Here is a 26413-nt window from a genome sequence, read left to right as displayed (position 1 = left end):
GCGGCCGGACGACCTGACCGTCCGGCCGCACCCTGGGCGAATGTCAGCTTCCGACGACCTGTTCGACTTGGTCGCTGTCGCTGAAAGCTCCGGTCCACACACGGACCTCGGCGATTCGGCCGGGAAGGTAGTGGTTCCAGGCCGAAGAGGTGTAGCCCTTGCCGACGGCGAATTCGCCGGTGCCCGCCAGGGCCGTGTAGGCGGTCGGCTGCCCATTGGGCGTGGCACTCAGGTAGAGGCTGATGGTGCCGTTCGTGCCGTCCTGCGCGTTGTAGACACCCGTGATCTGGACCGAGCCGTCCGCGTCGGCGGTCTCGTCGCTGCTCACTACGGGTCCCGCGGCGGTACCGTCCGCGGCGAGGCGTCCGAAGTACCAGACGCCGGCCACCACCGTGCGCTCTTCACCGCTGTCCTCGTCCAAGACGGTCTTGGATCCGGTCTTCTCGAACCACACACCCCAGGACGATCCTGTGGCGGTCCGCTGTCCGATTACCTGGGCCCGGTACCCATTGGGCTTCTTGGCCAGCTCCTTGCCGTCGAGTTCGACGGATGCGGTGGCGCTGAACGAGCCGGTGTCGTCGACAACGGGTGCGGTGGTAGTGCCGGAGCCAGTGCTGCCGTTGAGGGCGATCGCCTCACCGTCGAGCGTGGCCCCGCCGCTCAGGGCCAGGGTACGGTCGTAGCCGGAGTCGTCCGTCAGGGCGTTGCCGGTAGCGGCGTCGGCGTTCCAGGAAGCGGCGAGCTCCACGTACGCCTTGTTGCCGTCGTCGAGGAGCCGGGCCTCGGTACGTATCTCGTCATTGCTGAGTGCGCGCTGCCAGACGGCGGCCTCGTCGATCTGGCCGTCCCAGTAGTCGGTGTAGGTTTCGGACCACTGGACGCGGCCGATCTGCACCGGACCGGCGGCAGCCCAGGCGGTGGTGTAAGGGACGGTGCCCTGAGGAACGCCGTTCACATAGAGGGTGATGGTCTTGGCGACGGAGTTGTAGACACCGGCGAGATGGGTCCATACCCCGAGCACGGGCGGCTTGGTCGCGGTGACGCGCTGGTAGGTCCACGTCCCGGAGGCCGGAGCGTCACTGCTGACTGCCCGCAGGCTCCAGGTACCCACGGCGTTCTCGTAACTCAGGTAGAACGGACTGCGGTTCACGCCGTTCTGGCCCAGCACTGTACGGGACCTGCCCATACTCTCCAGCCGTACCCATGCGGAGACCGTGTAGGAGGCGCGGGTGTCGACAACCTGTCCGCTGGTGGCCGCGTAGCCGGTGGTCCCGTCAAGGTCAAGACCCTTGTCGAGGACCTCCTGGCCGTCGCCATCGGTGTACTGGCCACGCCGACCCTTGTCGGTGCGGTTCGCACCACCGGTGAGGGTGGCGTTGTGGACGGTGGTACCCCCCGAGGAGTCGATGGCGACGCCGGTGTCCTCGTCGAAGTGCCAGCGGGCCACCGGCCCAGAGCCCTCCTTGACCACGAAGTCGACGATGTTCTCGGCGCCCAAACGCCCTTGTGAGTCCTTGGCCTTGACATGCAGTTGCATGGCTCCGGCGAGGGTTGGGGCGAACGTCACCGTGACAGTGGCGCCGGGCTGGTCGGGCGACCATGTGTTCGTGGTGGACAGGCGGTAGATGTAAGCCACATTCACATCACCCGACGTGGGGCCGAAGGTGACCGCCCCCTCCGTTCCGGGACCGCCGCCAGGGACACAAGAATTGACCGTGCACTGCGAGTAGGTCTCGGTGAAGGTGATGCTCGGAGCCTTTGGCGCGGCTGCGTCGACCTTGAAGTAACACCAGCCGGTGGTCGAGCCGTTCGACGGCCCCGACAGATATGTCGAGCCCGAGTCGTTGTAGGAGCGAGTCCAGGCGCGGTAGCGGTAGTTGATGCCGTCCTGCAGCGCTGCCACCGAGCCGGTCACCTTGGTGTTGTGGCCCACGTACCCGGTGGACGGAACCGTCAGATCCGGCACCGCTCCCGTCCAGGTCCCGTCGCTGTTCTTCTTCTCCACATCCATGATCGCCCGCAGCTTGGCCTCCGAGGATCCACCCGACTCGGTACGCGGCCGTGCCGTCAGGGCCGGCGTCGGATCGGAGACGGTGCTGGGTGACGCCGCGTTGGTGGAGCAGGTGAAGCTCGTACCGGCCACCAGACCGATGTCGCCGGGCAGGGCCGGCTTTCCGATGTAGTCCACGGACAGAACGGCGTCGCCGTTGAACCGCTTCCACGAGTTCGTGTCCGACTCGTCCTTCGCCATCAGCATCAGTGTGAGGCGGGAGATCTTGCCCGCGGCGAAGTCCTTGACGGTCGGCGTCAGGTTCTCGTCGGTCTCGTCGGCGTTGTCGTTGAATTCGATGGCTTTGCGAGGTTGGGAGGGAGAGCAGTTGTCCCCCCGGCCCGCGGATACGTTCCGGTCGCCCATTTGGTCCAGCTTGGTCGGGCCGGGCCACTTGGTGGAGGAGGAGATGTTGTTGGTGCGCTCCAGGTCGACCCACGTGGCATCACAGGAGAACGACCACGTTTCGGTCACCGCGAACGTCGCGTCCACGACCTGCTTGCCCTTGAGCTTGTCCGGCGCGAACTCGAAGTACATCCGGTTCGTGTACGGCGTGCCGGACGTGCAGTAGTAGGTCACGCCGCCGATGACCTCGGTGCCGCAGTGGCCGACGCTCATGCCGTTGGTGCCGTCGGAGAAGTTGTAGAACACGTCTCCGTCCGAGGAGAGCACCGTACGCTCGGACTCGTTCCAGGTCACCGTCGGGTCGATGTACAACGGGAAGGCGTCGGCCGGCGTCTGCTCGATCAGGTCGGTGTCCGGGGTGACGCTCACCGAGTCCGCGGTGACATCGATGTCCATCACGGCGCTGCTGTCACCGTCCTGCGGAGCGTCCAGCCGTGCCGCGGCGGTGTCCTCGTTGGGCGGCAGTGCCGAAACCGGCTCCGACTCGGCCGTCGGCCCCGCCATTCGCGCGCCGGAAACCGACTTCTGTGCTGTCTCCCCGGCCGGGTCGCTCTCACCGGCGGAGTTCCACATGCGGGCCGCCGGTGAGCGGAACACCGTATTGCCGTTGCCGTCGACAGCCTGGAGTCCGCCACCGACACCCTCACGGACCTTCAGCCCTTCAGCCTTGAGGCCATAGGAGATCTCAGTCAATGCGGGATTGGCCGCCGCCTCAGGGGTGGTTACCTCCAGAACCTGGCGGAAACCCTCGACGCCGGCGGTCATCACGAGGTTCACACCCGGAAGCACGTCCTTGTAGATCGCGCGCGATCCGTCGACGACAGGCTTCGGAAGCACCCCCGGCCAACCGAGCGACAACGAGCGCCCGTCACTGTCGATCTCCACCAGTTCCGACCCATCCCCGCCACCGGAGAACGAGAAGTCGGCGGTGGAAGCCTTGGGACCGACGGAACCGTCCGAGCGCTTGACCAGAGCCGGGTCCGGATCTGCCCACCCGCCATCCCCGGTGGCCACTCGCACCGGGACGATGGACTGTTCCAGCGTGAACGACTCCCCGTCCGGGTTGGCGAACGTCGTGGAGTGCTCGGTCCGTTCCGTCACCACCTCCACCCGCTCACCCGTCTGCGCGGCCCTCGCCTGCGCGCTGGCCGCGGGACTCGGCAGCGCCGACTCGGCAGCCGCCTGATCCGCCGCGACAAGCGGCAATACGGGCGCGACCAGCGCTAGTACGAGGGCAGCGGCACTGAGCCGCACCTGGTGGCGGGTTGGGCGGTGAGGCGTCATCACATCGGTCTCCGACGTCCGGCGGCCCGGAGGCAGCGACACTTAGGCTCGGTCATGGGCATGGCAAGTCCTTGATTGAGGTCTCCGGGTGCGTCACATCACCCGTATCCAACTGATGTCACTGGGCGCGAACTTCGGGAGTCTCACCCGGGACGGGGCGTCACATCGGAGGGCGGCTGCCGCCTGGAATCGACAGGGCTCGGGGCGCCTCGGCCTCGGCAGCGCATTCGCCCGAAACGTCGCCTTTATCAAGACAACGGGGTGGTGACACTCCTACTCCTCCACCGGCAAGTTGATCACGGCGTTCCGGAGCGGTCGCGCCGAACTTCGGACAATCTGATCGAACGAATCGATCAAGGGAAGGGGGTGGAGGTGGACGGAAACGGTCATGTCCTTATCCGGACATGAAAGCCTAGGTAAAAACCGAGTCGCCGTCAGACGCCAGGCGGATTCGGGTATTCCACTACGGCTTCAAAACCCGAAAGGGGGCCCCTGAGCGGCGCTTTCGTCATGGACCGAACCAATGGCTGCCCTTCGACTGATTCGCGCGGCAGGCCGGCGCTGACTCGTTCGGCCGGTTCTCCCCGGGCTTCCGCTTGACTGACGCCGGGGTCATCCTTGACCCGCTGCATACCGTGGGCCTCCAGGAGGGCACAGACGCCTGGGCGACCTGACGGATGAGCAGTGGCCTGTGTTATGGCCGCTGCTGTCGAAGGACGAGAGGCACGGTCGACCATCGCTATGGATCCGGTGGTCGCCGGACGGCACACGGTTCCGGTTCGTGCCGGCGTCCCCGGGTTGGACGTGCCCGAGCGGTACGGATCGTCGGCCACCGCCGCCGGCGCTTTAGCGACCGTCTGGCCGATTGAAGCGCCAAGTCACCAAGTGGGGCGCCGGTTGCGCACAGGCCGGCGCCGCAGCGGGCGCCCAAGCTTCGACTCGGTGGCGAACACCCGTCGCGCGGACGGCGAGAAGCACTGGAAGGTGCGCGGCTCGGCCGTGGACGATTGGCGGCGTGCGGACACCACCGCCTCGGGGACGGGAAGCGCCGCAACATAAGCCCGGCAGACGTCCGGCAGCGCTGCATCATGTCCCAGCCGCATGGAGGCGCCGGCGCGCCCGAAGCCTCCAGGGTCTTTCCGGACAGTGCGATCAGAGTGGTCCACCACGCGTGGATGTTGCTCCAGCTCTTGCGCTCCCGGCCAGGTCCGGCTCGGCGAGAAGCACGGGCGCCTCCTGCCGTGCCGCCCGCGCCTCGCCGGTGCGCCCGGCTTCGTCCAGCATCTGGGAGTGCTGTAGCAGAATCCACGTCAAGATGGCCGAAGCCGCACGGCCGTCGTCGAGTGCCCGTGCTCGTGCGAGCCCAGGGCGCCAACAAGCAGTCCGCACACCTCGGTTCCCGGGGGTCGATCCGGCACGCGGCGGCCGATGTCTCCCCCGTACAGGACCGAACGCTCCTCGGGTCGTCGTATGCCTCGTCCGGCACGTGGGCGGCGTCGCGCGCGATGGGCTCCGGCTATTCCCGCGGGACGGCCGCCCGCCTACGAACGGCGGCGGGGCTTGCCGCGCTTCGCGGTGGGGCGGGGCGTCTTCGCGGACGCGCGGCCGGACGATTTGGCGGCGGGCTTGCGCCGCGCCGTCCCCTCGTCCGAGCGCTGCTTCTTCGGCTGCGCCTGGGGCTGGGTACGGCCGCGGGTGCTGTTGACCGTGCGGCCGCGCACGATGCCGATGAAGTCCTCGACCCTGTCGGTCGTCGCGTCCTCGCGCCACGACAGGGCCACCCGCGACTGCGGGGCGTCGACGACCGTGCGGTAGGTGAGGTCCTTGCGGTGGTGCAGACGCGCCAGCGACTGCGGGACGACCAGCAGACCCACGCCCGCGGCGACGAGCTCGACGGCGTCCGCGGTCGTGGCCGGGCGCTCGATCGCGGGCCGCCCGGGGAGCTCCTGCCAGTCCAGGGTGTCGTCGAGGGGGTGGAACACCACGTCGTCGGCGAGATCCGCGACCGACACCTCCTCGGCGGCCGCCACGAGGTGGTCCTTGGGGACGACGACGACCGTGGTCTCCGTGTAGAGCGGAATGGCGCTGAGGTCCGTCCGGTCGATCGGCAGCCGCACGAAGCCCGCGTCGGCGTCCAGGCCGCGGAGCATCCCGGGGGCGTCGGCGGCCGTGGCCATGACGAGCTCCAGCGGGATGCCCGGCAGCCGCTCCTGCCAGATCCGCACCCACTTGGCGGGGATCACGCCCGGGACATAGGCGAGGCGGAACGAGGAGGGAGCTTCCGAGCCGGTCATCCGGCCAGGCTACCCCGGCGCCGGTCGGGGGCAGCGCCCGCGATCGATATCCTGGGGGCATGACGTCGCACCATTCCGCCCAGACCATGAAGCCCGCCACCGCGGCGAAGAAGCTGGGTGTGTACCTCGAGGCCACCCCCGCCGAGTTCCGGGAGGGCGTCGTGTCGCGCGACGAGCTGAACGCGCTCCAGGCCGACCCGCCCGAGTGGCTCCAGGAGCTCCGCCGCAACGGTCCGCACCCGCGCCCGGTCGTGGCATCGAAGCTCGGCGTCTCCATCTCCGGCCTCGCCCGCGGCGGCGTCAGCGAGGCGCTCACCACGGAGCAGATCGAGGCGCTGAAGCAGGACGCGCCCGAGTGGCTGCAGAAGGAGCGCGCCACCCAGGCCGAGGTCCGCAAGGAGACCGCCCGCCTCAAGGAGCGCGACGCCGAGCGCGCCCGCCGCGCCGACGCCTGACACCCCCGCGACGCCGCAGGCCGCCCTCTCGGCGGCGGGCGGCGTCCCTCGCGCAGCCTCTCGCACGCCGTGGGCCGCGAGGCCTGAGCGTCCTCACGAGGCTCGGTGCGACCGGCTGGGAGACAGCCGGCACGCCGCCCTCCGGCCCGGCCGCCCCGGATCCGGGCGGTGGCCAGGGCGCACACGCCGTGCCCCCTGAACAGCACGCGCCAAGAGGCGGGAGCGGACTGGCTGCCGGCGAGCCGGCAGCCCGGCGGCAACCGCTCCCTTCCCCGGCGGCATTACGGCAGGCCGGCCCGTGCCGGGCGGCGGGTGAGCCGCCCCGCGGCGACCCTGACGGGCTGCCGGACGGCGCGTTCCGCGGGGGGTGTCGTCCGCTCCGTGTCCACGACGGACGGCTCCGCCCTCGTTCCCCAGCCGCGGGATCCGCGACAGCGTCCGGGGCCGCCGTGCTCACGGGCGCTGGAACCTCGGCCCAACGGCGGCGGCACCGGTTCAGGCCCCGCTGCCGCGCCGGCGCCCTGCCCATGCCGGCCCGGCCACCCGCACGGCGCACCGGCGACCGCATCCTCCGGGCACCCCGGCTGCCCGCGGCGGGAGCCTGGCCGCCCGGCACGACGCCTCCCACCCCGCCCACAAAGCGCGTCCCGGTCCGTTGACAGCGCGGGGGGCGCGTCGCAGACTCAGTGCCCGAACGGTCAATGAACGATAGTTCACTGTGCGAACGTGGACTTCGCGCGCCAGAACAGGGGCTGCCATGACCATCTCCCGCGAACTGCTGATCGGCGGCAAGGACGTCCCGGCCGCCTCCGGACGCACGGCCGAGGACATCAGCCCCTTCACAGGCGAGGTGTACGCGACCGTCGCCGCCGGGGGCGCCGAGGACGTCACCCGGGCGGTGGACGCCGCCGAGGCCGCGTTCCCGCAGTGGGCGGCGCTCAGCCCGTTCGCGCGGCGCAGGATCTTCCTGACCGCGGCCGACCTGCTGGAGGCCCGCACGGAGCAGGCCGCGGAGATCATGGCGCACGAGGCCGGCGGGACACGCCCCTGGGCCTACTTCAACGTAGGGCTGGCCGCCAACATCCTGCGCGAGGCGGCCGCCGCCGTCACCGCGCCGCGCGGTGAGGTGCTGAGCGCGCAGGAGGAGGGCGTCCTCGGCATGGCGGTGCGCGAGCCGGTCGGCGTCGTGGGCGCCTTCGCGCCGTGGAACGCCCCGATCATCCTCGGCGTCCGCGCGGTCGCCGCGCCGCTGGCGGCCGGGAACACCGTCGTGGTGAAGCCCAGCGAGGACGCCCCGGTGGCCTGCGGCCTGTTCGTCGCGGACGTGCTGCGCGAGGCCGGGCTGCCGGACGGCGTGCTGAACGTGGTGACCAACGCCCGTGAGGACGCCGCCGAGGTCGCGGAGGCGCTGATCGCCGACCCGAGGGTCCGCATGGTCAACTTCACCGGGTCGACGGAGGTCGGGCGGATCATCGGCACCCACGCCGCGCGCCACCTCAAGCCGGCCGTGCTGGAGCTCGGCGGCAAGAACGCGATCCTCGTGCTGGACGACGCGGACGTGGACTACGCCGTCGACGCCGCCGTCTTCGGCGTCTTCCTCAACTCCGGGCAGATCTGCATGTCCGGTGACCGGATCCTCGTCCACGAGAGCCTCGCCGAGGAGTTCACGGCCAAGTTCGCCGCCAAGGTCGGCACGCTGCCCTCGGGCGACCCCTCGCACCCGCACACCGTCATCGGGCCGCTGGTGAGCGAGGCCTCCGCACGGCGCGTCGCCGCGCTCGTGCGGGACGCGGTCGCCAAGGGCGCCACCGTGCTGGCCGGGGGCGGCGAGCCGGACGGCGCGGTGCATCCGGCCACCGTGCTGCACGGCGTGCCCAAGGACGCGGAGATCTACTACGGCGAGGCCTTCGGTCCCGTCGTCACCGTGGCCCCCTTCGCCGACGACGACGAGGCCGTGGCCCTGGCCAACGACACCGACCACGGTCTGACCGCGGGCGTCATCACCGAGAACGGCACCCATGGCCTCGCCGTGGCCCGCCGCCTGCGTACCGGCATCGTGCACGTCAACGACCAGTCGGTGGCCGACGAACCGCAGGCGCCCTTCGGCGGCTTCAAGGCCTCCGGTTACGGCCGCTTCGGCGGCCGCTGGGGCCTGGAGGCGTTCTCCAACACCCGCTGGGTCACCCTGGCCACCGAGCAGGCGCACTACCCGTTCTGAACCCGCGGCGAAGGGCGTAGGGTCCGCGCATGGAAGATCCACTCGGCGCGGCCCGCGCCCTCCTCGCCGAACGCTTCCCCGACGCCCTCGCCGGCTTCCTGGGCGGGTCCACCGCCCGCGGGGAGGGGACGGCGACGTCCGACCTGGACGTGGTCGTCGTCCTCGATCCGCCCGCCGGCTGCCACGCGGAATCGCTGACCTGGGGCTCCTGGCCGGTCGAGCTCTTCGTGCACACCCCCGAGTCGGCGCAGGCCTTCATGGGCTGGGACCGGGACCGCGGCAGCGGCACGATGGCGTTCATGTGCGCGCGGGGCGTCGTCCTGCTCGACCGCGACGGGACCGCCGCCCGGCTGCGCGACACCGCGGAGCGGATCCTCGCCGCCGGACCGCCGGCGGTCACGGACGCGGCGCGCGACCACCGGCGCTACTCCGTCACCGACCTGCGCGACGACCTGCTCGGCGCGCGCGACGAGGAGGAACTCCTCGCCGTGGCCGCCGCCCTGCTGGAGGGCGCCGCCGAGCTCCTGCTCGCCACCCGCGGCCACTGGCGCGGTGGCGGCAAGTGGCTGCCGCGCCGGCTGCGCGAGGCCGACCCCGAACTCGCGGGGCTCCTGCTCGGCGGTTACCGCGACCTCGTCCGCGGCGGCCCGCGCGAGCCGTTCGCCGCCGCGGTGGACACGGTGCTGCACGCCTGCGGCGGCCCGCTGTGGGCGGGCTACCGGCGCACCCCCGACCCCCGCATGCTGGCGGAACTCGGCCTGCGGCCGCACTGAGACCCGGGCCCGTTCCCGGGGGTGCGGAGCGGACGCCCGAACCTAGACTGGAGGGGCAAGGCTGCGGGACCGCCGAGTTCACAGGAGGTCTACCGATGCACGCGAACAAGGGTGACCGGGTCAGGCAGCACGGGCGGGTCGTCGGCCAGCACGACAAGGTGGCCGAGATCGTCGAGGTCATGGGGCAGGGCGGCGAGCCGCCGTACCGCGTCCGGTACGACGACGGGCACGAGTGCATCCTGTCCCCCGGACCGGACTCAACGGTGGAGCACGAGCGGGGCGCGACCCCCACCCGCTGAGCCGTCCGCACCGCATCGTGCCGGACCGCGGCCGCGGGACCACGCGGCCGCGGGCCCGGTGGTGCGCGCCTACGTCCCCGGTCGGGTGCGGGGCGTGCGGACGCGCGTCGGGTAGTGGTCGGCGACGACGCGGGACATCGCACCGATGGGGTCGGCCGCGACCTCCTTGGCGGAGAAGAAGACGTTGCCGAGCACCTGGGGATGGTTGCGGGCCAGGTCGAGGTGGCGGGAGAGTTCGGCCGGGTCCTGCCAGGCCGCCGCCTCGCCCGCGGCGCCCGCGCGGTAGAGCGCCTCACCGATGTAGAGCTGGACGCCCGTGCCGTCGACGACGTCGGCCCACCAGGGCACGAGCGCGGCGTAGTCGGCGACGTCGAAGCCGATGTTCCAGTACACCTGCGGCACGATGTAGTCGATCCAGCCCTTGAGGACCCAGCCGCGTGTGTCGGCGTAGAGGTCGTCGTACGTCTGGACCCCGCCGCGGGTGGCGGAGCCGCGCGGGTCCGTACCGCGGTTGCGCCAGACGGCGAAGGGGCTGACGCCGAAGCGGGTCGCGGGGCGCAGTGCCCGGACGCGGGCGGCGGTCTCGCTGACGAGCAGGTCGATGTTGTCGCGCCGCCAGGAGGCGAGGTCTTCGAATCCCTCCCCGTACCGGGCGAAGGCGTCGTCGTCGGCGAAGGACCGGCCGGCGACCGGATAGGGGTAGAAGTAGTCGTCCCAGTGCACCCCGTCGACGGGGTAGCGGCGGACGGCGTCGAGCATGGCGTCCTGGACGAAGCTGCGGACCTGGGGAAGCCCGGGGTTGTAGTAGAGCTTGCCGCCGTACGCCACGGTCCAGTCGGGGTTGACGCGGGCCGGGTGGTCCGGGGAGAGCCGTCCCGGGTCGTTGTGGGTGGCGACGCGGAACGGGTTGAACCAGGCGTGCAGTTCCAGCCCCCTCGCGTGGGCCTCCGCCACGGCCGTGCCGAGCGGGTCCCAGCCCGGGTCCCGCCCCTGGACCCCGGTCAGATACGCCGACCAGGGCTCGTAGGGGGACGGCCACAGCGCGTCGGCGGTCGGCCGGACCTGCATGACGACCGCGTTGAGGCGCCGCTCGACGGCCGCATCGAGGTAGCCGAGGAGTTCGTCGTGCTGCTGACGGGCCGACAGCCCGGGGGTGGAGGGCCAGTCGCGGTTGGCCACCGTCGCCAGCCACATGCCGCGGAACTGCTCCCGCGCGCCGGGGCCGTCCGCCGCCCCGGACGGCGCCTCCGCCCCCACGGGCACGGCCGCCCCGTCCGCCCCGTCCGCCGCCCTCGCGGCCTCGCCGGCGGCGAGGACGGCGCCGAGCGCCCCGGCGGCGCCCGCGGCGAAGGTCCTGCGTGAGAGTCGGCGCATGACTGTCCCCTGATTCCCCGTCATATTCATATTTCGCTGATACTGGGCCGAATCGGTCCGTCCGGCAACCTACCGGGAGCCGGACGGGTCCGGCGTCCCCCGGGGCCCCCGTCCGTCCCGTACCCGCGCCCTCGTCACCCTCGGCGCACGAGTGTCACCGGCGGCATCGGGCCCGGTCACCGGGGCTCCCGGGCCCGGCGGAACGGCCCTTGCGGGGACCCGGACCGGTACGCCGGCCGGGTGTAATGTCGAGCGGGCTGGTCCGGACCTCACGACGGTCCGGGTCTCCATCTCGCGATCAGGGAGAGGCTGGGCGTTGAACGACGACATCCGTTTTGTCGGTGTGGTGGGCTGTGGCCAGATGGGCGCGGGTATCGCCGAGGTGTGCGCCCGTGCCGGACTGGACGTCCGGGTGGCGGAGACCACCGGCGAGGCCCTGGAACTGGGCCGTACCCGGCTGACGAACTCGCTCCGCAAGGCGGCGGAGCGCGGCAAGATCACCGCGGAGGAGCGCGACGCGACGCTGGAGCGCCTCTCCTTCACCACCGACCTGGGCGACTTCGCCGACCGCGACCTCGTGATCGAGGCCGTCGTCGAGAACGAGCAGGTCAAAACCGAGATCTTCCAGGTGCTCGACCAGGTGGTCACCCGCCGGGACGCGATCCTGGCCTCGAACACCTCCTCCATCCCGCTGGTGAAGCTCGCCGTGGCGACCTCCCGCCCGGAGCAGGTGATCGGCATCCACTTCTTCAACCCGGCGCCGGTGCAGAAGCTCGTCGAGCTGATCCCCGCCCTCACCACGGACGGCCAGACGCTGGTGCGCGCCGAGAAGCTCGTCACCGACGTCCTGGGCAAGCACCCGATCCGGGCGCAGGACCGCGCGGGCTTCGTGGTCAACGCGCTGCTCATCCCGTATCTGCTGTCGTCGATCCGGATGTTCGAGACCGGCATCGCCAGTCGTGAGGACATCGACAACGGCATGGAGATGGGCTGCGCCCACCCGATGGGCCCGCTCAAGCTCTCCGACCTGATCGGGCTGGACACCGTGGCCTCGGTCGCCGAGTCGATGTACGAGGAGTTCAAGGAGCCGCTGTACGCGGCTCCCCCGCTGCTCCAGCGCATGGTCGACGCGGGCCGGCTGGGCCGCAAGAGCGGCCACGGCTTCTACGACTACGTGTAGTTCGGCGTCCGCGCCGTCGTCTCCCGCCGCGCGTCGAGCCGGGCCAGTTCCGCCCTGGCCCGGGCCTCGACCGGGGCGGCGCCGACGGCGGAGCTGATCTCCAGGGCCTCGGCCAGGGCGCCGCGGGCCGCCGACGCCCGCCGCGGACGGCGCTCGGCGGCGCCCAGCACGATCAGCGTGCGGGCGAGGTCGATGGGGAGTGAGCGGCCGCGCAGCCGGTCCGCGGCGGCCTGGATGCGGGTGACGCCCCGCTTGGAACGGCCCAGTACACAGTCGCGCAGCCCCTCGGCGCGGTCCAGCGCCGACTGCACGCTGGCGGACGGCCGTGCCCCGGCGCGGCGACGGGCCGCGCGCAGGATCTCGGCGGCGGAGTCCGTGTCGCCGAGGATGACGGTCGCCTCGGCGAGGTCCCCGTACCAGCGCAGCATCACCGGGTCGGCGATGCCCATCGTCTCGCCCATCCTGCGCACCTGCCGCAGGGTCTCGACGGCCGCCGCGGTGTTCTCCCGTCCCCCGGCCAGCAGTTGGGCCCGGCCGCGGACGCCCAGCGCCCGCAGCAGGAAGAGCTGGTCCCCATCGGTCATGCAGGCCCGGATCGTGCGGTCGGTGAGCTCCAGGGCGCGCTCCAGGCGCCCTCCGGCGGTCTCGGCGAGCGCGGCGGCGTACAGCACGGGCGGCGAGTCGTTGCCGGCCCGGACGGGGAGCACGGCGCAGCGGGCGACGTTGTCCAGGGCCTCGCGGCACCGTCCGGACCGCACCTGTATGCGGATCAGCGCCACCAGCGTCGCGGCGGTCTCCTCGACGGAGGCGTACTCGCCGGCCCTGCCGAGGAGGCCCGACATCTCGTGTTCCGCCTCGATGATGCGGTCGGCGTCGGCGGCCAGGATCGCGCGGGTGCGGACGAGTTCGCGGGCGCCGGGCCCGTCGGGAGGCACGGGGAGGCCGAACGCCTCACCGAGCGCGGCCTCGGCGGACTCCGCCTCTCCGTGCAGCGCGTGCAGCCGGGCGAGCAGCGCCAGGGCGGCCACGCGGGTGTCGACGGCGTCCGCCTGTACCGCCATGTCAACTGCGCGGCGGGCATGGGCGGAGGCCTGCGCGGGCCGTCCGCCGATGAGGTGCCGCAGGGCGGCCCACTGGTGCAACCGGGCCTCGAGCCCGGGATGCCCTTCGGCCTCCACCAGGCCGTCCGCGATGAGACGGCCCGTGGCGCCCAGCGCCTGGCCGGCGTTGCCGAGCATGATCAGCCGGGCCAGTACGCGCTGCCGCGCGGAGGAGGCCTCGGCGAGCACGGTCTCCGCGGCCCGGCCCGCGTCGCCCCGCAGCCCGGCGTCGCTGGCGTACTCGGCGGCGGCCAGCAGCCGGTCGGCACGCTCTTCGGGGCGGTCCTCGGGGGTACGGCGGGCGGCCAGGGCGGCCAGTTCGGCGGCGGTGGCGGGGGCGCCGCGGCGGCGCGCGGACTCGGCGGCGGCCGTCAGCGTGGCCGCGGTGGTCTCGTCGGCGTGCGGGTGGGCCAGGGCCAGGTGCCGGGCCTGCTCCACGGGCTCGGGCACCACACGGGACAGCAGTTTGTGCGCGGTGCGCCGGCCGTGCTCCGGGGCGTCGGCGTAGACCGCGGCGCGGATCAGCGGGTGCTGGAAGCGAATCGTTCCCTCGGCGTCCGCGACGGCGACCCCCAGGGTCTCCGCGGTGGCCAGGTCGCCCTCCGGGTCCGGGATGCCCGCGGCGCCGAGCAGCGGCAGCGTGGGGCGGGCCGCGGCGCTCGCGACGAGCAGCGTCTGCCGGGCGGAGGCGGGCAGCAGCCGCACCCGGTCCAGCAGCAGGTCCCGCAGCCGCGGCGGTACGGACAGCACGTCCCCGGCCTCGAAGGGCGTGCCGTCCCGCAGCAGGACGCGCCCGAGCTCGAGGGCGTACAGCGGATTGCCCGCGGCCGTGTCCTGGACGGCGCGCACGGCGGGTTCCGGCAGCTCCGCCCCGGTGTCGTGCAGCAGCAGCTCGGCCACGTCGCTGTCGGACAGCGGCGGCACGAGCACCGCCGTGGTACCCGGCGGGCAGCACCGCATCCCGAGCGGCTCCTCGCCCTCCACGACGCGCTCGGCGGCCAGGAACCGCACACCCTCGCCCGGGGGGAGCCGGCGCAGCGCGAGCGAGAGGACCTCCGCGCTCGGCGTGTCGAGCCACTGGAGGTCGTCGACGACGATCAGCACGGGCCCGGCTGCCGCGAGCGCCCGCAGCAGTTCGACGGCCGCGTCGCGCACGGCCAGCCGGCTCTGCGTCGCCACCGGCTCGCGCCCCCGCAGCAACGCCGCCCGCAGGGCGGCCCGGGGGCCCGCGCTCAGCCCGTCGACGTACTCCTCGGGCACCCGGGCGAAGAGGTCCATCAACGCCACGAAGGGCAGCTTGGCGTCCTCCTCGACAGGCACGGCCCGCAGCACGAAGCCTTCCGGCGGGGCCTCGTCGGTCAGCACCGCGAGCAGGGCGGACTTGCCGATCCCGGCCGCTCCGTGGAGCAGTACGCCCGGACCGGCGGTCAGCTGTGTCCGGGCATGGTCGAGGATCTCCCGACGCCCGATCAGGGACGGCATATGCTCATGACAACGTTTGCTCAACTGCCTTGTCAATGACCGCAGTCACGTCGGCGTGTCCGCGGGGCCTGGTGCGGCCGTTGTGTGCGGGTCCGTTGCGGTTGCGGTTGCGGTTTCCCCCACCCTCCATCCCCCAGCCTTCGGCCGGGGGCGCCCCCGCCTCCCCCGCCCCCTCCGTATCGCTGGGCGGCCGACGGCCGGTGGGAGGTGATGGAAGGGCACCCCTCCCCGCACCGCCGGGAGCTGCCCCAACAAGCTGCCTCGGCCTGCTGCCGCTCGCCCCGGGCTTCACGTGTGACCGGCACCGCAGTTGGCCACGCTGGGCAACTCCGATACACATCACTACAGTTGCTCCAAGAGGGAGTCCCACAGGACCGCTTCCGGGTCGGGTTCTTCCGGGTGGAGCATGCAGCGTCTGCAGCGCAGGAGTCCTGGTTCGTTGGTACCGGAGGCGGCGCTCATCCACGGCAGGGCCTCCATGGCGTGTGCGCGCTCGTCGTCGGCGAGGGTGTCGACGGTCCGGCGGAGCTCCTCGGGTGCGGATTGGTCGGTGAGGCAGAGCCAGCCGACCGCCGCCGCCAGGCGGGCTTCGGGGGCCTCCGTCCGGTCGTGCCACCGTTCGCGCAGCCACGTGACGGTCGGCGGATGCGGGTGGGCCCGGGTGATCTCGGCGGTGGCCAGGAGCAGGGCGGCGCGGACCATGGCGTCACCCTCGGCGGCGAATCCGTCGGCCAAGGCGGTCCGGATGATGTGGTCGGGGTCGGCGGCGGTCGCCAGGACGTAGGCGGCGTCGACGCGGGCGGTGGGGTCGGAGTCTCCGAGGAGGGGCAGGAGTGCGGAGGTGTCGGTGGTGATCGCGGCTCGGGCGGCGGCCACCGACCAGCCGGCCGGGTAGCCGGTCACCTCGTAGCCGTAGCCGTCGTGGGTGTCGGGGGCGTCGCGCCGGGGATCGTTGCGATGAAGGAGGAGTTCCTCGCGGGACGCGACACCGTGATGCCGGGCACGGGCGGGGCCGGAGAGTACAGCGAGGGCGGCGGCGCGGTGTGGGTGGTGGGCGTCGATGGCCAGGGGGATGAGGAACGGCACGGCGAGGGCGGCAGCGGCCCGGCTGTCATTGGCGCACAGGCCCCACAGCACACCCGTCGCGTCCACGCCCGGTTCGCCGTCAGCACGCAGGAGGTGAACGGCCTTTCGGACGTCGTGCCCATGGGGGAAGTTGCCCCACGGGACGGCATCGAGGTCCAAGCCCTGTCGGCGTTCGGGAAGGATGCCGGCCACCACCGCCCGCACGTCGAACGGGCCGCCCGAGAACAGGGCCAGGTCCGCCCCGTCCACCACTTCCCGGCACATCGCGAACGTCGGATCGGTCCGCCAGTCCTTCACACCGCACCCCCACCGTTGAGCCCCCGGAACTCGATCATGACGGGCCCGGCGGCCCACCGGAAGCCACTCGCCGGATGATCCAGCCGCATCGTGCACAGGGGCCAACCGGAATGCTCAAGGGCTATCCACCGTGCTCTGTCACGTCAAGGCCGCCTGGCAGGCGTGGAAGGACCACCGCGACGGCAGCGCGGACGAGAAGGAGGAACAGACCAGAGAGGGTGGACCGGGCCTGCTGGAGGTCGCCGCGGTCACCTTTGCCCCACGGCGGCGACAACATCGGCGTCCATGTGCCCGTCTTCGCCACCGCAGGCGTGGGCGGGACGACCGTGCATGCCGTGGTGTTCCTCGTGCTCGTCGCCGTGTGGTTCTTCGCGGGCAAGTTCTTCGCCGCTCGACCCGCCATCGCCAAGGCCCTCACCCGCTGGGGTCACATCCTGCTGCCCCTGGTCCTGATCGCCATCGGCCTGCTCATCCTCGTCGAGGGCGGCGTGCCGTCCCTTCTCGTGGACAGAGCCAGAGGGTCATCAGGCGGCAACGGAGGCCGGCTTGTCGCGGAGCACGACAAGCGGCGGGTGGGGGGGGACGCACCCTGGCCTCCGGCGAGCGGCCGACCCGCAGCCAGGTTCAGTCCCGGGAGCACACCGACCGCGCCGTACGAGGCCGCCCCTGGCCGAAGACCGGGGAAGGGCGGGGGATGCCCGCCGCGGACGTAAGCAACCCGCTCACGACAACGGGCCGCACGGGGCAACGCACGAGGTCACGCAACGCCGTCGGGATCGGGCAGCAGCACCACCCGGTGCGCCCCCGCATCCACCGCCACCACGCTGTCGCACGCCGCGACGACCGTGATCCCCGCCGCCGCCACCCGCCGGAGCTCGCTCCACGCGCCGCGGCTGATGACGGTCGTCGTGACGGAGGGACCCCGGCTCCAGGGTGCGTTGTTGAGGGCGAGCTGCAGCGCGGACCGCTGGGGTCCGGGCGGCCCGACCACGGCGATCAGTTCTCCCGTGGGCGTGGACAGATCGGCTCCGGTGACGGTGGGGGTTGCCATGCCTGCCCCTCTCCTCGTTCTGGCCGCTATGCGGGCAATGGGTGTTTTGCTCGCGGATCGACCCAGGTTTACCAAGGATTGGGCGGGATCAAGGGCGCGGCACTCCGGGAACCCCGGTTGCGGTACGGGCGGAACCCGCCTGCGCACCCGACTGCACGGGCACCCGGGGTGCGTCCCGGTGGAGCACCAGCAGCGCCATGTCGTCGGTGAGCCGCCCCCGCGTGTGCCGCAGGAACGAGGCCCGCACCGCGTCGACCAGGGCCGGTGCGGACAACGCGCCGCCGTGGGAGGCCGTCTGGGCGGCCGCCCCTTCCAGGACCGGCAGCAGGGGGAAGAACTCCCCGGCGGCGTCCCGGGCGTCCATCACGCCGTCGGTGTGCAGGAAAAGCGCCTGGCCGGACAGGAGTTCCCCGCAGGGGACCGCCTTCGGGTCGGGACCGGGGTCGAACAGGCCGAGCGGCGGGAACGGTTCACCGGTCTCCAGCGGGCGGGCGCTCGGCTGCCCGGGGTGGCCCGGGCAGAGCCGGTACGGCTGCGGATGGCCGCAGTTGATGACCTGGACGCCGCAGTCCTCGCCCAGTTCGAGCAGCATCAGGGTCACGAACTCCTCGGCGGCGTGCGCACGCCCCCTCAGGTGCCGGTGGAGCGCGCGGTCCAGGCGGTGGAGCACGCCACCGAGTTCCGGCTCGTCGTGCGCGGCCTCGCGGAAGCTGCCGAGCAGCGCGGCGACGGTTCCGATGGCCTCGAGGCCGTGGCCGCGCACGTCGCCGATGACCGCGCGCACCCCGTAGGGCGTGGCGAGCACCTCGTACAGGTCGCCGCCGACGCGGGCGCCGCGGCTGGCCGAGAGGTGGTCGCCGGCCACCGCGAGGCCGCCCACGCATTGCGGCAGCGGGGGCAGCAGCACCTGCTGGGCGGCGACGGCAATCTCCCGGGTGCGGTCGAGCTCGGCGGCGAGCCGTGCCCTGCGGTCGGCGAGCCGGAAGCAGACGGCCAGGACGGCGAGGACGGCGACCTCGGAACCCAGCAGTTGTCCGGTGTCCGGCAGCGCTACGGCCGCCACGGCGAGCCCGCCGCTGACCAGGACGCAGCGGCGGCGTCCGGTGCCGGCGCAGGCGATCACCGGGGCCGCGACCGCGGCGGGCGTCCACTGGACTCCGCCGGGCACCGCGTACACCAGGCCCAGCACCGCGGCCACCCACAGACCGGGAAGCGACAGGATCGCCAGCCCCCGTGCCCTGCTGCCGCTCCGGCGGTTCACCGCCCTGGGTCGGATCATGCCTCGGGGCTCCCCCTGAAGCCGTTGACGCGGCCGGCGACGACACAGCCCCCGCGTCGAGTGGGCCCTGGTTCCGAACGATTGTGGCGACTCGGTGCGACGAACCGGGTACCCAGAGGAGCCATTTCACCCGATCGGGCTACGTGACCGGCGGGAACGCCCGTGGGGCGCCCCCGGCGGACCGGGGGCGCCCCACGGGAACGCGACGTCGCGGGTGTCAGGCGCCGCGCAGGGCCGCTCCCGTGCGCTCCGCCGCGGCGGCGACGGCCGCGTCACGGGCCGCGGAGGCCTCCTCCGCGGTGAGCGTACGGTCCGGGGCGCGGAAGCGCAGGCTGTAGGCCAGCGACTTCTTGCCCGCACCGATCTGCTCACCGGTGAAGATGTCGAACAGCCGCAGCGATTCGAGCAGTTCGCCGGCGCCGGAGCGCAGGGCGCCCTCCACCTCGGCGGCCGGGACGGAGCCGTCCACGACCAGGGCGACGTCCTGGGTGGCCACCGGGAAGGTGGACACCCGGGGCGCGACGACGGGGCCGCCGGAGGCACGCTCCAGACGGTCGAGGTCGACCTCCATGGCGGAGGTGCGCTCCGGCAGGTGGAGTGCCTTGATCACCCGGGGGTGCAGCTCGCCGGCGTTGCCGACCAGCACCTCCTCGCCGTCGACGACCGCGAGGAGCGCGGCGCAGCGGCCCGGGTGGAAGGGGGCCTGCTGGTCCTGGCGGACGATCAGCTCGACCCCGGCCTCGGCGGCGACGACCCGCCCGGCCTCGATGGCGTCGGCCCACTGGGTGGGACGGCCCTGGCCCCACCAGCCGGCCTGCTCACGGGCACCGGCCAGGACCACCGCGACGCGCCTCGGCTGCCGCGGGAGGGCGGCGTCGAGCGCGGCGATCTCGGCGTCGGTCGGGCGCCGGTCGACGGGCAGCCGCGGCGGCGCGGGCTCCTCGCCGCTGGGGCGGAAGACCAGGCCGGTCTCGAAGAGCGCGAGGTCGTGCGCGCCGCGCCCCACGTTGCGGCGCAGGGCGTGGAGCAGGCCGGGGAGCATGGTCGTGCGGAGCGCGGGCTCCTCGTCCGACAGCGGGTTGGCCAGCTTGACGGTGATCCGGCGCGGGTCGTCCGCGTCGAGGCCGAGCTGGTCGAAGACGCCTTCGCCGAGGAACGGGTAGTTCTGCACCTCGGTGTAGCCGGCCCCGGCGAGCGCCCGGCCGACCCGGCGGCGCAGCTTCTGCGACTCGGTCAGACCGCGGCCGGAGGGCAGGTTCGGCAGGGTGGAGGGCAGGTTCTCGTAGCCCTCCAGCCGGATGACCTCCTCGGCGAGGTCGTTGGGGTCGCGCAGGTCGGGCCGCCACGACGGCACGGTGACGATCAGCTCGTCGGAGCCGTAGACGTCGCAGCCGACCTGCTGGAGGCGGCGCACCACGGTCTCGCGGCCGTACGCCATGCCCGCCACCTTGTCCGGGTGGTCGGCGGGGATGGTGATGGTGTGCGGCGCGGAGGGCGCGATGACCTCGGTGACGCCCGCCTCCGCGGTGCCGCCCGCGAGCAGCACCAGCAGGTCGACGGTGCGCTGGGCGGCGGCGGCCGCGGCCTGCGGGTCGACACCGCGCTCGAAGCGCTTGGACGCCTCGGAGGACAGCTTGTGGCGGCGCGCGGTGCGGGCGATGGCGACCGGGTCGAAGTGCGCGGCCTCGATGACGACGTCGGTCGTCGAGGCGCCGGCGTCGTCGATCTCGGTGTTGGCGCCGCCCATGACACCGGCCAGGCCGATCGGCCCCCGGTTGTCGGTGATCACCAGGTCCTCGGGGTCGAGGACGCGGACCTGGCCGTCGAGCGTGGTCAGCTTCTCGCCCGGCTGCGCCCGGCGGACGCCGATGACGCCCTCGATGCGGGTCCGGTCGTAGGCGTGCAGGGGCTGACCGAGCTCCAGCATCACGTAGTTGGTGACGTCCACGGCGAGCGAGATCGGGCGCATGCCGGCCTTCTGCAGCCTGCGCTGCAGCCAGATCGGCGAGCCGGCCTCCGGGTCCAGGCCGGTGACGGTGCGCGCGGTGAAGCGGTCGCAGCCGACCGGGTCGGAGACCTTCACCTCGTAGCCGTAGGAGTTCGGGCCGGGCACGTCGAGCAGCGCCGGGTCGCGCAGCGGCAGCCCGTAGGCGATGGCGGCCTCGCGGGCGACGCCGCGCATCGACAGGCAGTAGCCGCGGTCGGGGGTGACCGCGATGTCGAGCACCTCGTCGACGAGCTCCAGCAGCCCGACGGCGTCGGTGCCGGCCTCGTGCTCCGGCGGCAGGACGATGATGCCGTCGTGGTCGTCGCCCATGCCGAGCTCGCGGGCGGAGCAGATCATGCCGTGCGAGTTGCGCCCGTAGGTCTTGCGCGCGGAGATCTCGAAGTTCCCGGGCAGCACGCCGCCGGGGAGGATGACGACGACCTTGTCGCCGACGGCGAAGTTGCTCGCGCCGCAGACGATCTCCTGCGGCTCGCCGGTGCCGTTGGCGGTGCCGACGTCGACGGTGCAGAAGCGGATCGGCTTCTTGAAGCCGCTCAGCTCCTCGATGGTGAGCACCTTGCCGACCACCAGCGGGCCCTTCAGGCCGGTGCCGAGCTGCTCGACGGTCTCGACCTCGAGACCGGCGGAAATGAGCTTGGCCTGGACGTCGCGGCCGGACTCGCCGGCGGGCAGGTCGACGTACTCCCGCAGCCAAGAAAGCGGGACCCGCATCAGATCTCCATCCCGAACGGAAGGGTGAAGCGCACGTCACCCTCGACGATGTCTCGCATGTCCTCGACGTTGTGACGGAACATCAGCATGCGCTCGATGCCGAAGCCGAAGGCGAAGCCGCTGTACTTCTCCGGGTCGACGCCGCAGGCGGTGAGCACCCGGGGGTTGACCATGCCGCAGCCGCCGAGCTCGATCCAGCCCTCGCTGCCGCAGGTGCGGCAGGGCCGGTCCGGGTTGCCGACGGACTCGCCGCGGCAGACGTAGCAGACCATGTCCATCTCGGCGGACGGCTCGGTGAAGGGGAAGTAGTTCGGGCGGAGCCGGGTCGTGATGTCCTCGCCGAAGAGCGACTGGACCATGTGGTCCAGGGTGCCCTTGAGGTCCGCCATGGTCAGGCCCTCGTCCACGGCGAGCAACTCGACCTGGTTGAACACCGGGGTGTGCGTGGCGTCCAGCTCGTCCGAGCGGTAGACCCGGCCGGGGCAGATCACGTAGACCGGCGGCTCGCGGTCGAGCAGGGAGCGGATCTGCACCGGGGAGGTGTGCGTGCGCAGCACGACGCCGCTCTCCTCGGGACCGGTCCCGGCGGGCTTGTCGCCCTCGACGAAGAACGTGTCCTGCATGGTGCGGGCCGGGTGGTCCGCCCAGATGTTCAGGGCGTCGAAGTTGAACCACTCGGCCTCGACCTCGGGGCCCTCGGCCACCTCGTAGCCCATGGCCACGAAGACGTCCTCGATGCGCTCGGAGAGCGTGGTCAGCGGGTGCCGGGCGCCGCGCGGGACGCGGTCGTACGGCAGGGTGACGTCCACCGCCTCCTCGACCAGCACGCGGTCGTCGCGCTCGCTCTCCAGCACCTCCTGCCGGGCCTTGAGTGCCTGGTTGACCGCGCCGCGGGCCTGGCCGACGCGCTTGCCCGCGTCCGCCTTGGCGTGCGGCGGCAGTGCGCCGATCTCACGGTTGGCGAGGGCGAGCGGCGAGCGGTCCCCGGTGTGGGCCACCTTGACCTCGCGCAGCGCGTCGAGGTCGGCGGCCTCGGCGATGGCGGCGAGCGCCTCGTCGCGCCGGCGCTCGATCTCTTCCGGTTTCAGTGCCTCGACCTCGACAGGGTCGTACGACTTGTTCGGTGCCGACATTTCTTCCCGTTCCGATGTGGGTGATGGCGTGGCCGACCTGCTCGCCCGACCGCTGAATGCCAAGGGTCGAGTCTATCGGGGCCACGGGGAAAGGCTGGTCACGCCCGTCGGGGCCGGTGGATCACCACGCGATGCTCAGGCCGCGAAGGCCGGCGCCCCGACGGGCAGGGTAAATCGGAACTGGGCGCCCTTACCGGGCGCGCGACCCACCGTGATCGAACCGCCGTGGGCCTCGACGATGCCCTTGACGATGTACAGCCCCAGGCCCGTGCCGCCGCGTTTGCTGCCCCGCCAGAAGCGGGTGAAGACGCGGTTCATGGACTCCTCCGGGATGCCGGGTCCCTCGTCGCTCACGGTCACCGCTGTTCCGGACCATCCGCGCTCGCGCGGCGACGACGAGGGTGCTACGTCAATGGTGACAGTTCCCTCGCCGTGGCGCACGGCGTTTTCCAGCAGGTTCCCCAGGATCTGGTCGACCTTGTCGGGGTCGGCCCACAGCGACGGCAGCGACTGCGCGACCCGTACGGCGAAGCGGTCCGCGGGCTGCCCGGCGGCGACGAGGGCGTCCACGTGGCGCCGCACCGCCGCGGCGATGTCGACCGGCTGCCGGCGCACCTCCAGGCGGCCGGAGTCGATGCGGGAGATGTCGAGCAGCTCGGCGATCAGCCGGGTGACGCGGTTCGCGTCGGCGTGCACGGTCTCCAGCATGAGTTTCTTCTGGTCCTCGGTGAAGCGTTCCCACTTCGCCAGCAGGGTCGCGGTGAAGCCTTTGACCGAGGTGAGCGGGGAGCGCAGCTCGTGCGCGACGGTGGCGATCAGCTCGGCGTGGCTGCGCTCGGTGCGCCGCCGCGCCTCGGTGCCGCGCAGCGCGACGACCAGCCGGCGCACCGGTCCTGTGGGGTGGTCCCGGACGTACCGGGCGGAGACCAGCACCTCGCGGCCGCCGGGGAGCAGCAGGTTGCGCTCGGGCTGCCCGGTGCGGGTGGCCAGGCCCGCGTACGGGTCGGTGAGCTGCCACCAGCGGCGTCCGTCCAGGTCCTCCAGGGGCAGCGCCTGCTCGATCGGACGGCCGAGGACGTCGGCGGGGTCGAGCGCGGTGATCCGGGCGGCGGCCGCGTTGAAGCAGAGCACGAGCCCGTGCTCGTCGGCGACGACGAGGCCGTCCGGGAGCTCGTCGGCTGTGACACCGAGTTCGGTCAGGACAGTCGGCCAGCCCTGCGGCGCGCTCGGCGGCGTGCCGCCGTTCATCCTGACGTCCATCCCCGTAACCCCCTCTCCAGGGCGGTCCCCGGGGCGTCACACTACTAGCTCATCGTTACGGAGCGGCACCCTCCGGGAGCACGCTGCGCGCGGGCGGAGGCGTAGAGGCACACGGCGGCGGCCGTGGCGAGGTTGAGGCTCTCGGCGCGTCCGTGGATGGGGACGCGCACCACCTCGTCCGCGAGTGCGCGGGTCTCCTCCGGCAGGCCCCAGGCCTCGTTGCCGAAGATCCAGGCGGTGGGGCCGCCCATCGTGCCCTCGTCCAGTTCGGCGTCGAGGTCGCGTTCCCCCGCGCCGTCGGCGGCGAGCAGCCGCACCCCGGCCCCGCGCAGGCCGTCCACGACGGTCTCCATGGGGACGCCGACGGCGACCGGAAGGTGGAAGAGGCTGCCGACGGATGCGCGTACGGCCTTGGGGTTGTACAGGTCGACGGAGGCGTCGGTGAGGACGACCGCCTCCGCGCCCGCGGCGTCCGCGCAGCGCAGCACGGTGCCGGCGTTGCCGGGGTCGCGCACATGGGCCAGGACGGCGACGAGCTTCGGCCGGGCCCGCAGCACCTCCTCGAACGGGGTGTCCAGGAAGCGGCACAGGCCGATGATCCCCTGCGGGGTGACGGTGTCCGACATCTCGGCGACGACCTCGTCGGTCGCGGTGAGCACGGGCACCCCGGCGGCGCGGGCCGCGGCGACGATCCCGTCGTGCCGGGCGGCGGCCTCGGGGGTGACGTAGACCTCGACCAGGTGGGCCATGGCCTCGCGCACGGCCTGCGGTCCCTCGGCGAGGAAGCGCCGCTCCTTGCCGCGGAAGCTGCGCTTGGCGAGGCGCCGCGCGGCGACGACTCGGGGGGATCGCAGGGAGGTCAGCTCGGGGCCGGGCATGGGCGGTGCACTCACTTCGGTCGTCGGTGTCCGGCCGGAAGCGCGGGGCGCGGCGCTCCGGAATGCAGCACGGACCCGCAGGCGCAGCGCCTGCGGGTCCGGAAGAGCGTGGGTCAGGCCGCCTTGGGGGCGTTGACGTCGCTCGGCAGGGCCTTCTGGGCCACCTCGACCAGCGCGGCGAACGCGTTGGCGTCGTTCACGGCCAGCTCGGCGAGGATCTTGCGGTCCACCTCGACGTTGGCGGCCTTCAGACCCTGGATGAAGCGGTTGTAGGTGATGCCGTTGGCGCGGGCAGCGGCGTTGATGCGCTGGATCCACAGCTGACGGAAGTCGCCCTTGCGCTTCTTGCGGTCGTTGTAGTTGTAGACGAGGGAGTGGGTGACCTGCTCCTTCGCCTTGCGGTACAGGCGGGACCGCTGGCCGCGGTAACCGCTGGCCTGCTCGAGGATCGCCCGGCGCTTCTTCTGGGCGTTGACTGCCCGCTTGACGCGTGCCACTAGATAACTCCTTCTAAGGGGCCGTGGGGGTGCTCACACGGCCCGAAAACGAATGGGTCCCGGTCCAGCATCGCGCCCCCTGATCGAAGGGGGCGTGCCGTCACTTGCCGAGAAGCTTCTTGATCTTCTTGGCGTCGGGCTTGGCCAGGACGACAGTGCCGGTGAGGGCACGGGTCTTCGTCGACGGCTTGTGCTCAAGCAGGTGGCGCTTGCCGGCGCGCTCGCGGATCACCTTGCCGGAGCCGGTGATCTTGAATCGCTTGCTCGCACCGCTGTGGGTCTTGTTCTTCGGCATGCGCCGTAGTCTCCTCGTCGCTGGCCCTCCCGTCCGCCCGTGGGCGGACGGAGAGCGTCAGTCCTTCATTGCGTTACCCGGAGCGGACTCCGGGTCCTGGCAACGCCGTCAGACGGCGTCAGCTGGCATCGGCGGGAGCGTCCTGCTCGTCGTGCTCGAGCTCGAGCTCCTGCTCCTGCTCGTCGGGGTCCTTCGGCAGGCGACCGGCCTTGCGGGCGGCCTGCGCCTCGCGGGCCTCGGCCATCGCCTCGGTCTTCTTCTTGTGCGGACCGAGAACCATGATCATGTTGCGGCCGTCCTGCTTCGGCGAGGACTCCACGAAGCCCAGGTCCTGGACGTCGTCGGCGAGCCGCTGCAGCAGTCGGAAGCCCAGCTCGGGGCGCGACTGCTCACGACCGCGGAACATGATCGTGATCTTGACCTTGTCGCCCTGCTTGAGGAACCGGACGACGTGACCCTTCTTGGTGTCATAGTCGTGCGGGTCGATCTTCGGCCGGAGCTTCATCTCCTTGATGACCGTGTGCGCCTGGTTCTTGCGCGCCTCACGGGCCTTCATGGCCGACTCGTACTTGAACTTGCCGTAGTCCATGAGCTTGCAGACCGGCGGGCGTGCGGTCGCCGCCACCTCGACCAGGTCGAGGTCGTACTCCTGCGCAAGCTCCAGTGCCTTGGCAAGCGGCACGATGCCGACCTGCTCGCCACTGGGACCGACGAGTCGCACCTCGGGGACGCGAATCCGGTCGTTGATGCGGGGCTCGGCGCTGATGGGGCCTCCTCGGTAGCACCACGCGACTGACTGGATTGACAGGCGCGTAACGTCTGAAAACTTGGTCCGGCCCGTGAGGAGGCGTGAAAAACGCCCCATACGGGTCACAGGCGGATGCTCCTCACAACCGGGAGCACCGCCGCGGCATTCCGCGGGGCGCGTCGGGCACCGCGCCTCTTCCGGGGACACGGCACCTGACCGGTGACCCGCCGCCCTCGAGGGCCGGCAAGGTGGGAGA

20 protein-coding genes are annotated in these 26413 nt (G+C 72.2%); 6 read left to right on the top strand and 14 right to left on the bottom strand.

Annotation, left to right across the window (positions count from 1 at the left end; all coding sequences use genetic code 11):
- Positions 1-43: 43 nt before the first annotated feature.
- The gene (locus OIE69_RS31595) at positions 44-3556 is read right to left on the bottom strand and encodes a LamG domain-containing protein (RefSeq protein ID WP_326577578.1); all 3513 of its coding nucleotides are present in this window, start codon (positions 3554-3556) and stop codon (positions 44-46) included.
- Between the two features lie 1724 nt (positions 3557-5280).
- Complete coding sequence (locus OIE69_RS31590) at positions 5281-6033, bottom strand: LysR family transcriptional regulator substrate-binding protein (protein ID WP_326577577.1); 753 nt, start codon at positions 6031-6033, stop codon at positions 5281-5283.
- A gap of 59 nt (positions 6034-6092) precedes the next feature.
- Here OIE69_RS31590 and OIE69_RS31585 point away from each other — a divergent pair, with 59 nt between their 5' ends.
- The 4 genes from OIE69_RS31585 (at position 6093) to OIE69_RS31570 (ending at position 9778) form a co-directional block, all read left to right on the top strand.
- Positions 6093-6488, top strand: a complete 396-nt coding sequence (locus OIE69_RS31585) for a DUF5997 family protein (RefSeq protein ID WP_326577576.1) — start codon at positions 6093-6095, stop codon at positions 6486-6488.
- Positions 6489-7245: 757 nt separating this feature from the next.
- Entirely contained in the window at positions 7246-8706 is a 1461-nt protein-coding gene (locus tag OIE69_RS31580) for an aldehyde dehydrogenase family protein (protein ID WP_326577575.1), read from the top strand.
- A 29-nt stretch (positions 8707-8735) separates the two neighbouring features.
- Entirely contained in the window at positions 8736-9479 is a 744-nt protein-coding gene (locus OIE69_RS31575; protein WP_326577574.1) for a nucleotidyltransferase domain-containing protein, read from the top strand.
- 95 nt (positions 9480-9574) lie between these two features.
- Positions 9575-9778 (top strand): DUF1918 domain-containing protein, encoded by a 204-nt coding sequence (locus OIE69_RS31570; protein ID WP_326577573.1) that lies wholly within the window; start codon positions 9575-9577, stop codon positions 9776-9778.
- 69 nt (positions 9779-9847) lie between these two features.
- On the opposite strand, the gene OIE69_RS31565 is transcribed toward OIE69_RS31570, so the two are convergent.
- On the bottom strand, positions 9848-11152 hold the full coding sequence (locus OIE69_RS31565; RefSeq protein ID WP_326577572.1) for a glycoside hydrolase family 10 protein: 1305 nt from the start codon (positions 11150-11152) through the stop codon (positions 9848-9850).
- 316 nt (positions 11153-11468) lie between these two features.
- On the opposite strand from OIE69_RS31565, the gene OIE69_RS31560 reads away from it, so the two are divergent.
- Positions 11469-12332 carry a 3-hydroxybutyryl-CoA dehydrogenase gene (locus OIE69_RS31560; protein WP_326577571.1) on the top strand — a complete coding sequence of 288 codons (864 nt, stop codon included), beginning with the start codon at positions 11469-11471 and terminating at the stop codon, positions 12330-12332.
- On the opposite strand, the gene OIE69_RS31555 is transcribed toward OIE69_RS31560, so the two are convergent.
- Positions 12323-14914 carry an AAA family ATPase gene (locus OIE69_RS31555; protein WP_326577570.1) on the bottom strand — a complete coding sequence of 864 codons (2592 nt, stop codon included), beginning with the start codon at positions 14912-14914 and terminating at the stop codon, positions 12323-12325. The two genes, OIE69_RS31560 and OIE69_RS31555, sit on opposite strands and share 10 nt — an antisense overlap.
- Positions 14915-15256: 342 nt before the next feature.
- Positions 15257-16297 carry a hypothetical protein gene (locus tag OIE69_RS31550; protein ID WP_326577569.1) on the bottom strand — a complete coding sequence of 347 codons (1041 nt, stop codon included), beginning with the start codon at positions 16295-16297 and terminating at the stop codon, positions 15257-15259.
- Between the two features lie 254 nt (positions 16298-16551).
- On the opposite strand from OIE69_RS31550, the gene OIE69_RS31545 reads away from it, so the two are divergent.
- Positions 16552-17010 carry a cadmium resistance transporter gene (locus tag OIE69_RS31545; RefSeq protein WP_326577567.1) on the top strand — a complete coding sequence of 153 codons (459 nt, stop codon included), beginning with the start codon at positions 16552-16554 and terminating at the stop codon, positions 17008-17010.
- 44 nt (positions 17011-17054) lie between these two features.
- On the opposite strand, the gene OIE69_RS31540 is transcribed toward OIE69_RS31545, so the two are convergent.
- The 9 genes from OIE69_RS31540 to infC form a co-directional block, all read right to left on the bottom strand.
- Positions 17055-17348: a hypothetical protein gene (locus tag OIE69_RS31540; RefSeq protein ID WP_326577565.1), complete on the bottom strand. Its 294-nt coding sequence runs from the start codon at positions 17346-17348 to the stop codon at positions 17055-17057.
- A gap of 88 nt (positions 17349-17436) precedes the next feature.
- Positions 17437-18627, bottom strand: a complete 1191-nt coding sequence (locus tag OIE69_RS31535) for a PP2C family protein-serine/threonine phosphatase (RefSeq protein WP_326577563.1) — start codon at positions 18625-18627, stop codon at positions 17437-17439.
- Positions 18628-18844: 217 nt separating this feature from the next.
- Positions 18845-21346, bottom strand: coding sequence for a phenylalanine--tRNA ligase subunit beta (gene pheT / locus OIE69_RS31530; RefSeq protein ID WP_326577561.1), 2502 nt, complete (start codon positions 21344-21346; stop codon positions 18845-18847).
- Positions 21346-22479 carry a phenylalanine--tRNA ligase subunit alpha gene (pheS, locus tag OIE69_RS31525; protein WP_326577559.1) on the bottom strand — a complete coding sequence of 378 codons (1134 nt, stop codon included), beginning with the start codon at positions 22477-22479 and terminating at the stop codon, positions 21346-21348. Before pheS ends, pheT begins: the two co-directional genes overlap by 1 nt.
- 135 nt (positions 22480-22614) lie before the next feature.
- Positions 22615-23727 carry a sensor histidine kinase gene (locus OIE69_RS31520; protein WP_326581475.1) on the bottom strand — a complete coding sequence of 371 codons (1113 nt, stop codon included), beginning with the start codon at positions 23725-23727 and terminating at the stop codon, positions 22615-22617.
- 56 nt (positions 23728-23783) lie between these two features.
- Positions 23784-24617 carry a TrmH family RNA methyltransferase gene (locus OIE69_RS31515; RefSeq protein ID WP_326577557.1) on the bottom strand — a complete coding sequence of 278 codons (834 nt, stop codon included), beginning with the start codon at positions 24615-24617 and terminating at the stop codon, positions 23784-23786.
- Between the two features lie 113 nt (positions 24618-24730).
- The gene (gene rplT / locus OIE69_RS31510) at positions 24731-25114 is read right to left on the bottom strand and encodes a 50S ribosomal protein L20 (RefSeq protein ID WP_018564305.1); all 384 of its coding nucleotides are present in this window, start codon (positions 25112-25114) and stop codon (positions 24731-24733) included.
- 100 nt (positions 25115-25214) lie between these two features.
- Positions 25215-25409, bottom strand: coding sequence for a 50S ribosomal protein L35 (rpmI, locus tag OIE69_RS31505; protein WP_018564306.1), 195 nt, complete (start codon positions 25407-25409; stop codon positions 25215-25217).
- A gap of 118 nt (positions 25410-25527) precedes the next feature.
- Entirely contained in the window at positions 25528-26211 is a 684-nt protein-coding gene (infC, locus tag OIE69_RS31500; RefSeq protein ID WP_392567690.1) for a translation initiation factor IF-3, read from the bottom strand.
- Between the last annotated feature and the right edge of the window lie 202 nt (positions 26212-26413).

This window comes from Actinacidiphila glaucinigra (genome assembly GCF_035918135.1).
GTDB lineage: Bacteria > Actinomycetota > Actinomycetes > Streptomycetales > Streptomycetaceae > Actinacidiphila > Actinacidiphila glaucinigra.
Note: the sequence above shows the minus strand (reverse complement) of the source record. Positions and strands in the feature narration are given on the sequence as shown.

Bases quoted from the DNA above. Each gene is read 5' to 3' on its own strand.
- OIE69_RS31590 (WP_326577577.1), bottom strand. From the start codon at position 6,033: ATGACCGGCTCGGAAGCTCCCTCCTCGTTCCGCCTCGCCTATGTCCCG.
- OIE69_RS31585 (WP_326577576.1), top strand. From the start codon at position 6,093: ATGACGTCGCACCATTCCGCCCAGACCATGAAGCCCGCCACCGCGGCG.
- OIE69_RS31580 (WP_326577575.1), top strand. From the start codon at position 7,246: ATGACCATCTCCCGCGAACTGCTGATCGGCGGCAAGGACGTCCCGGCC.
- OIE69_RS31575 (WP_326577574.1), top strand. From the start codon at position 8,736: ATGGAAGATCCACTCGGCGCGGCCCGCGCCCTCCTCGCCGAACGCTTC.
- OIE69_RS31570 (WP_326577573.1), top strand. From the start codon at position 9,575: ATGCACGCGAACAAGGGTGACCGGGTCAGGCAGCACGGGCGGGTCGTC.
- OIE69_RS31565 (WP_326577572.1), bottom strand. From the start codon at position 11,152: ATGCGCCGACTCTCACGCAGGACCTTCGCCGCGGGCGCCGCCGGGGCG.
- OIE69_RS31555 (WP_326577570.1), bottom strand. From the start codon at position 14,914: ATGCCGTCCCTGATCGGGCGTCGGGAGATCCTCGACCATGCCCGGACA.
- OIE69_RS31540 (WP_326577565.1), bottom strand. From the start codon at position 17,348: ATGGCAACCCCCACCGTCACCGGAGCCGATCTGTCCACGCCCACGGGA.
- OIE69_RS31535 (WP_326577563.1), bottom strand. From the start codon at position 18,627: ATGATCCGACCCAGGGCGGTGAACCGCCGGAGCGGCAGCAGGGCACGG.
- pheT (WP_326577561.1), bottom strand. From the start codon at position 21,346: ATGCGGGTCCCGCTTTCTTGGCTGCGGGAGTACGTCGACCTGCCCGCC.
- pheS (WP_326577559.1), bottom strand. From the start codon at position 22,479: ATGTCGGCACCGAACAAGTCGTACGACCCTGTCGAGGTCGAGGCACTG.
- OIE69_RS31520 (WP_326581475.1), bottom strand. From the start codon at position 23,727: ATGAACGGCGGCACGCCGCCGAGCGCGCCGCAGGGCTGGCCGACTGTC.
- OIE69_RS31515 (WP_326577557.1), bottom strand. From the start codon at position 24,617: ATGCCCGGCCCCGAGCTGACCTCCCTGCGATCCCCCCGAGTCGTCGCC.
- rpmI (WP_018564306.1), bottom strand. From the start codon at position 25,409: ATGCCGAAGAACAAGACCCACAGCGGTGCGAGCAAGCGATTCAAGATC.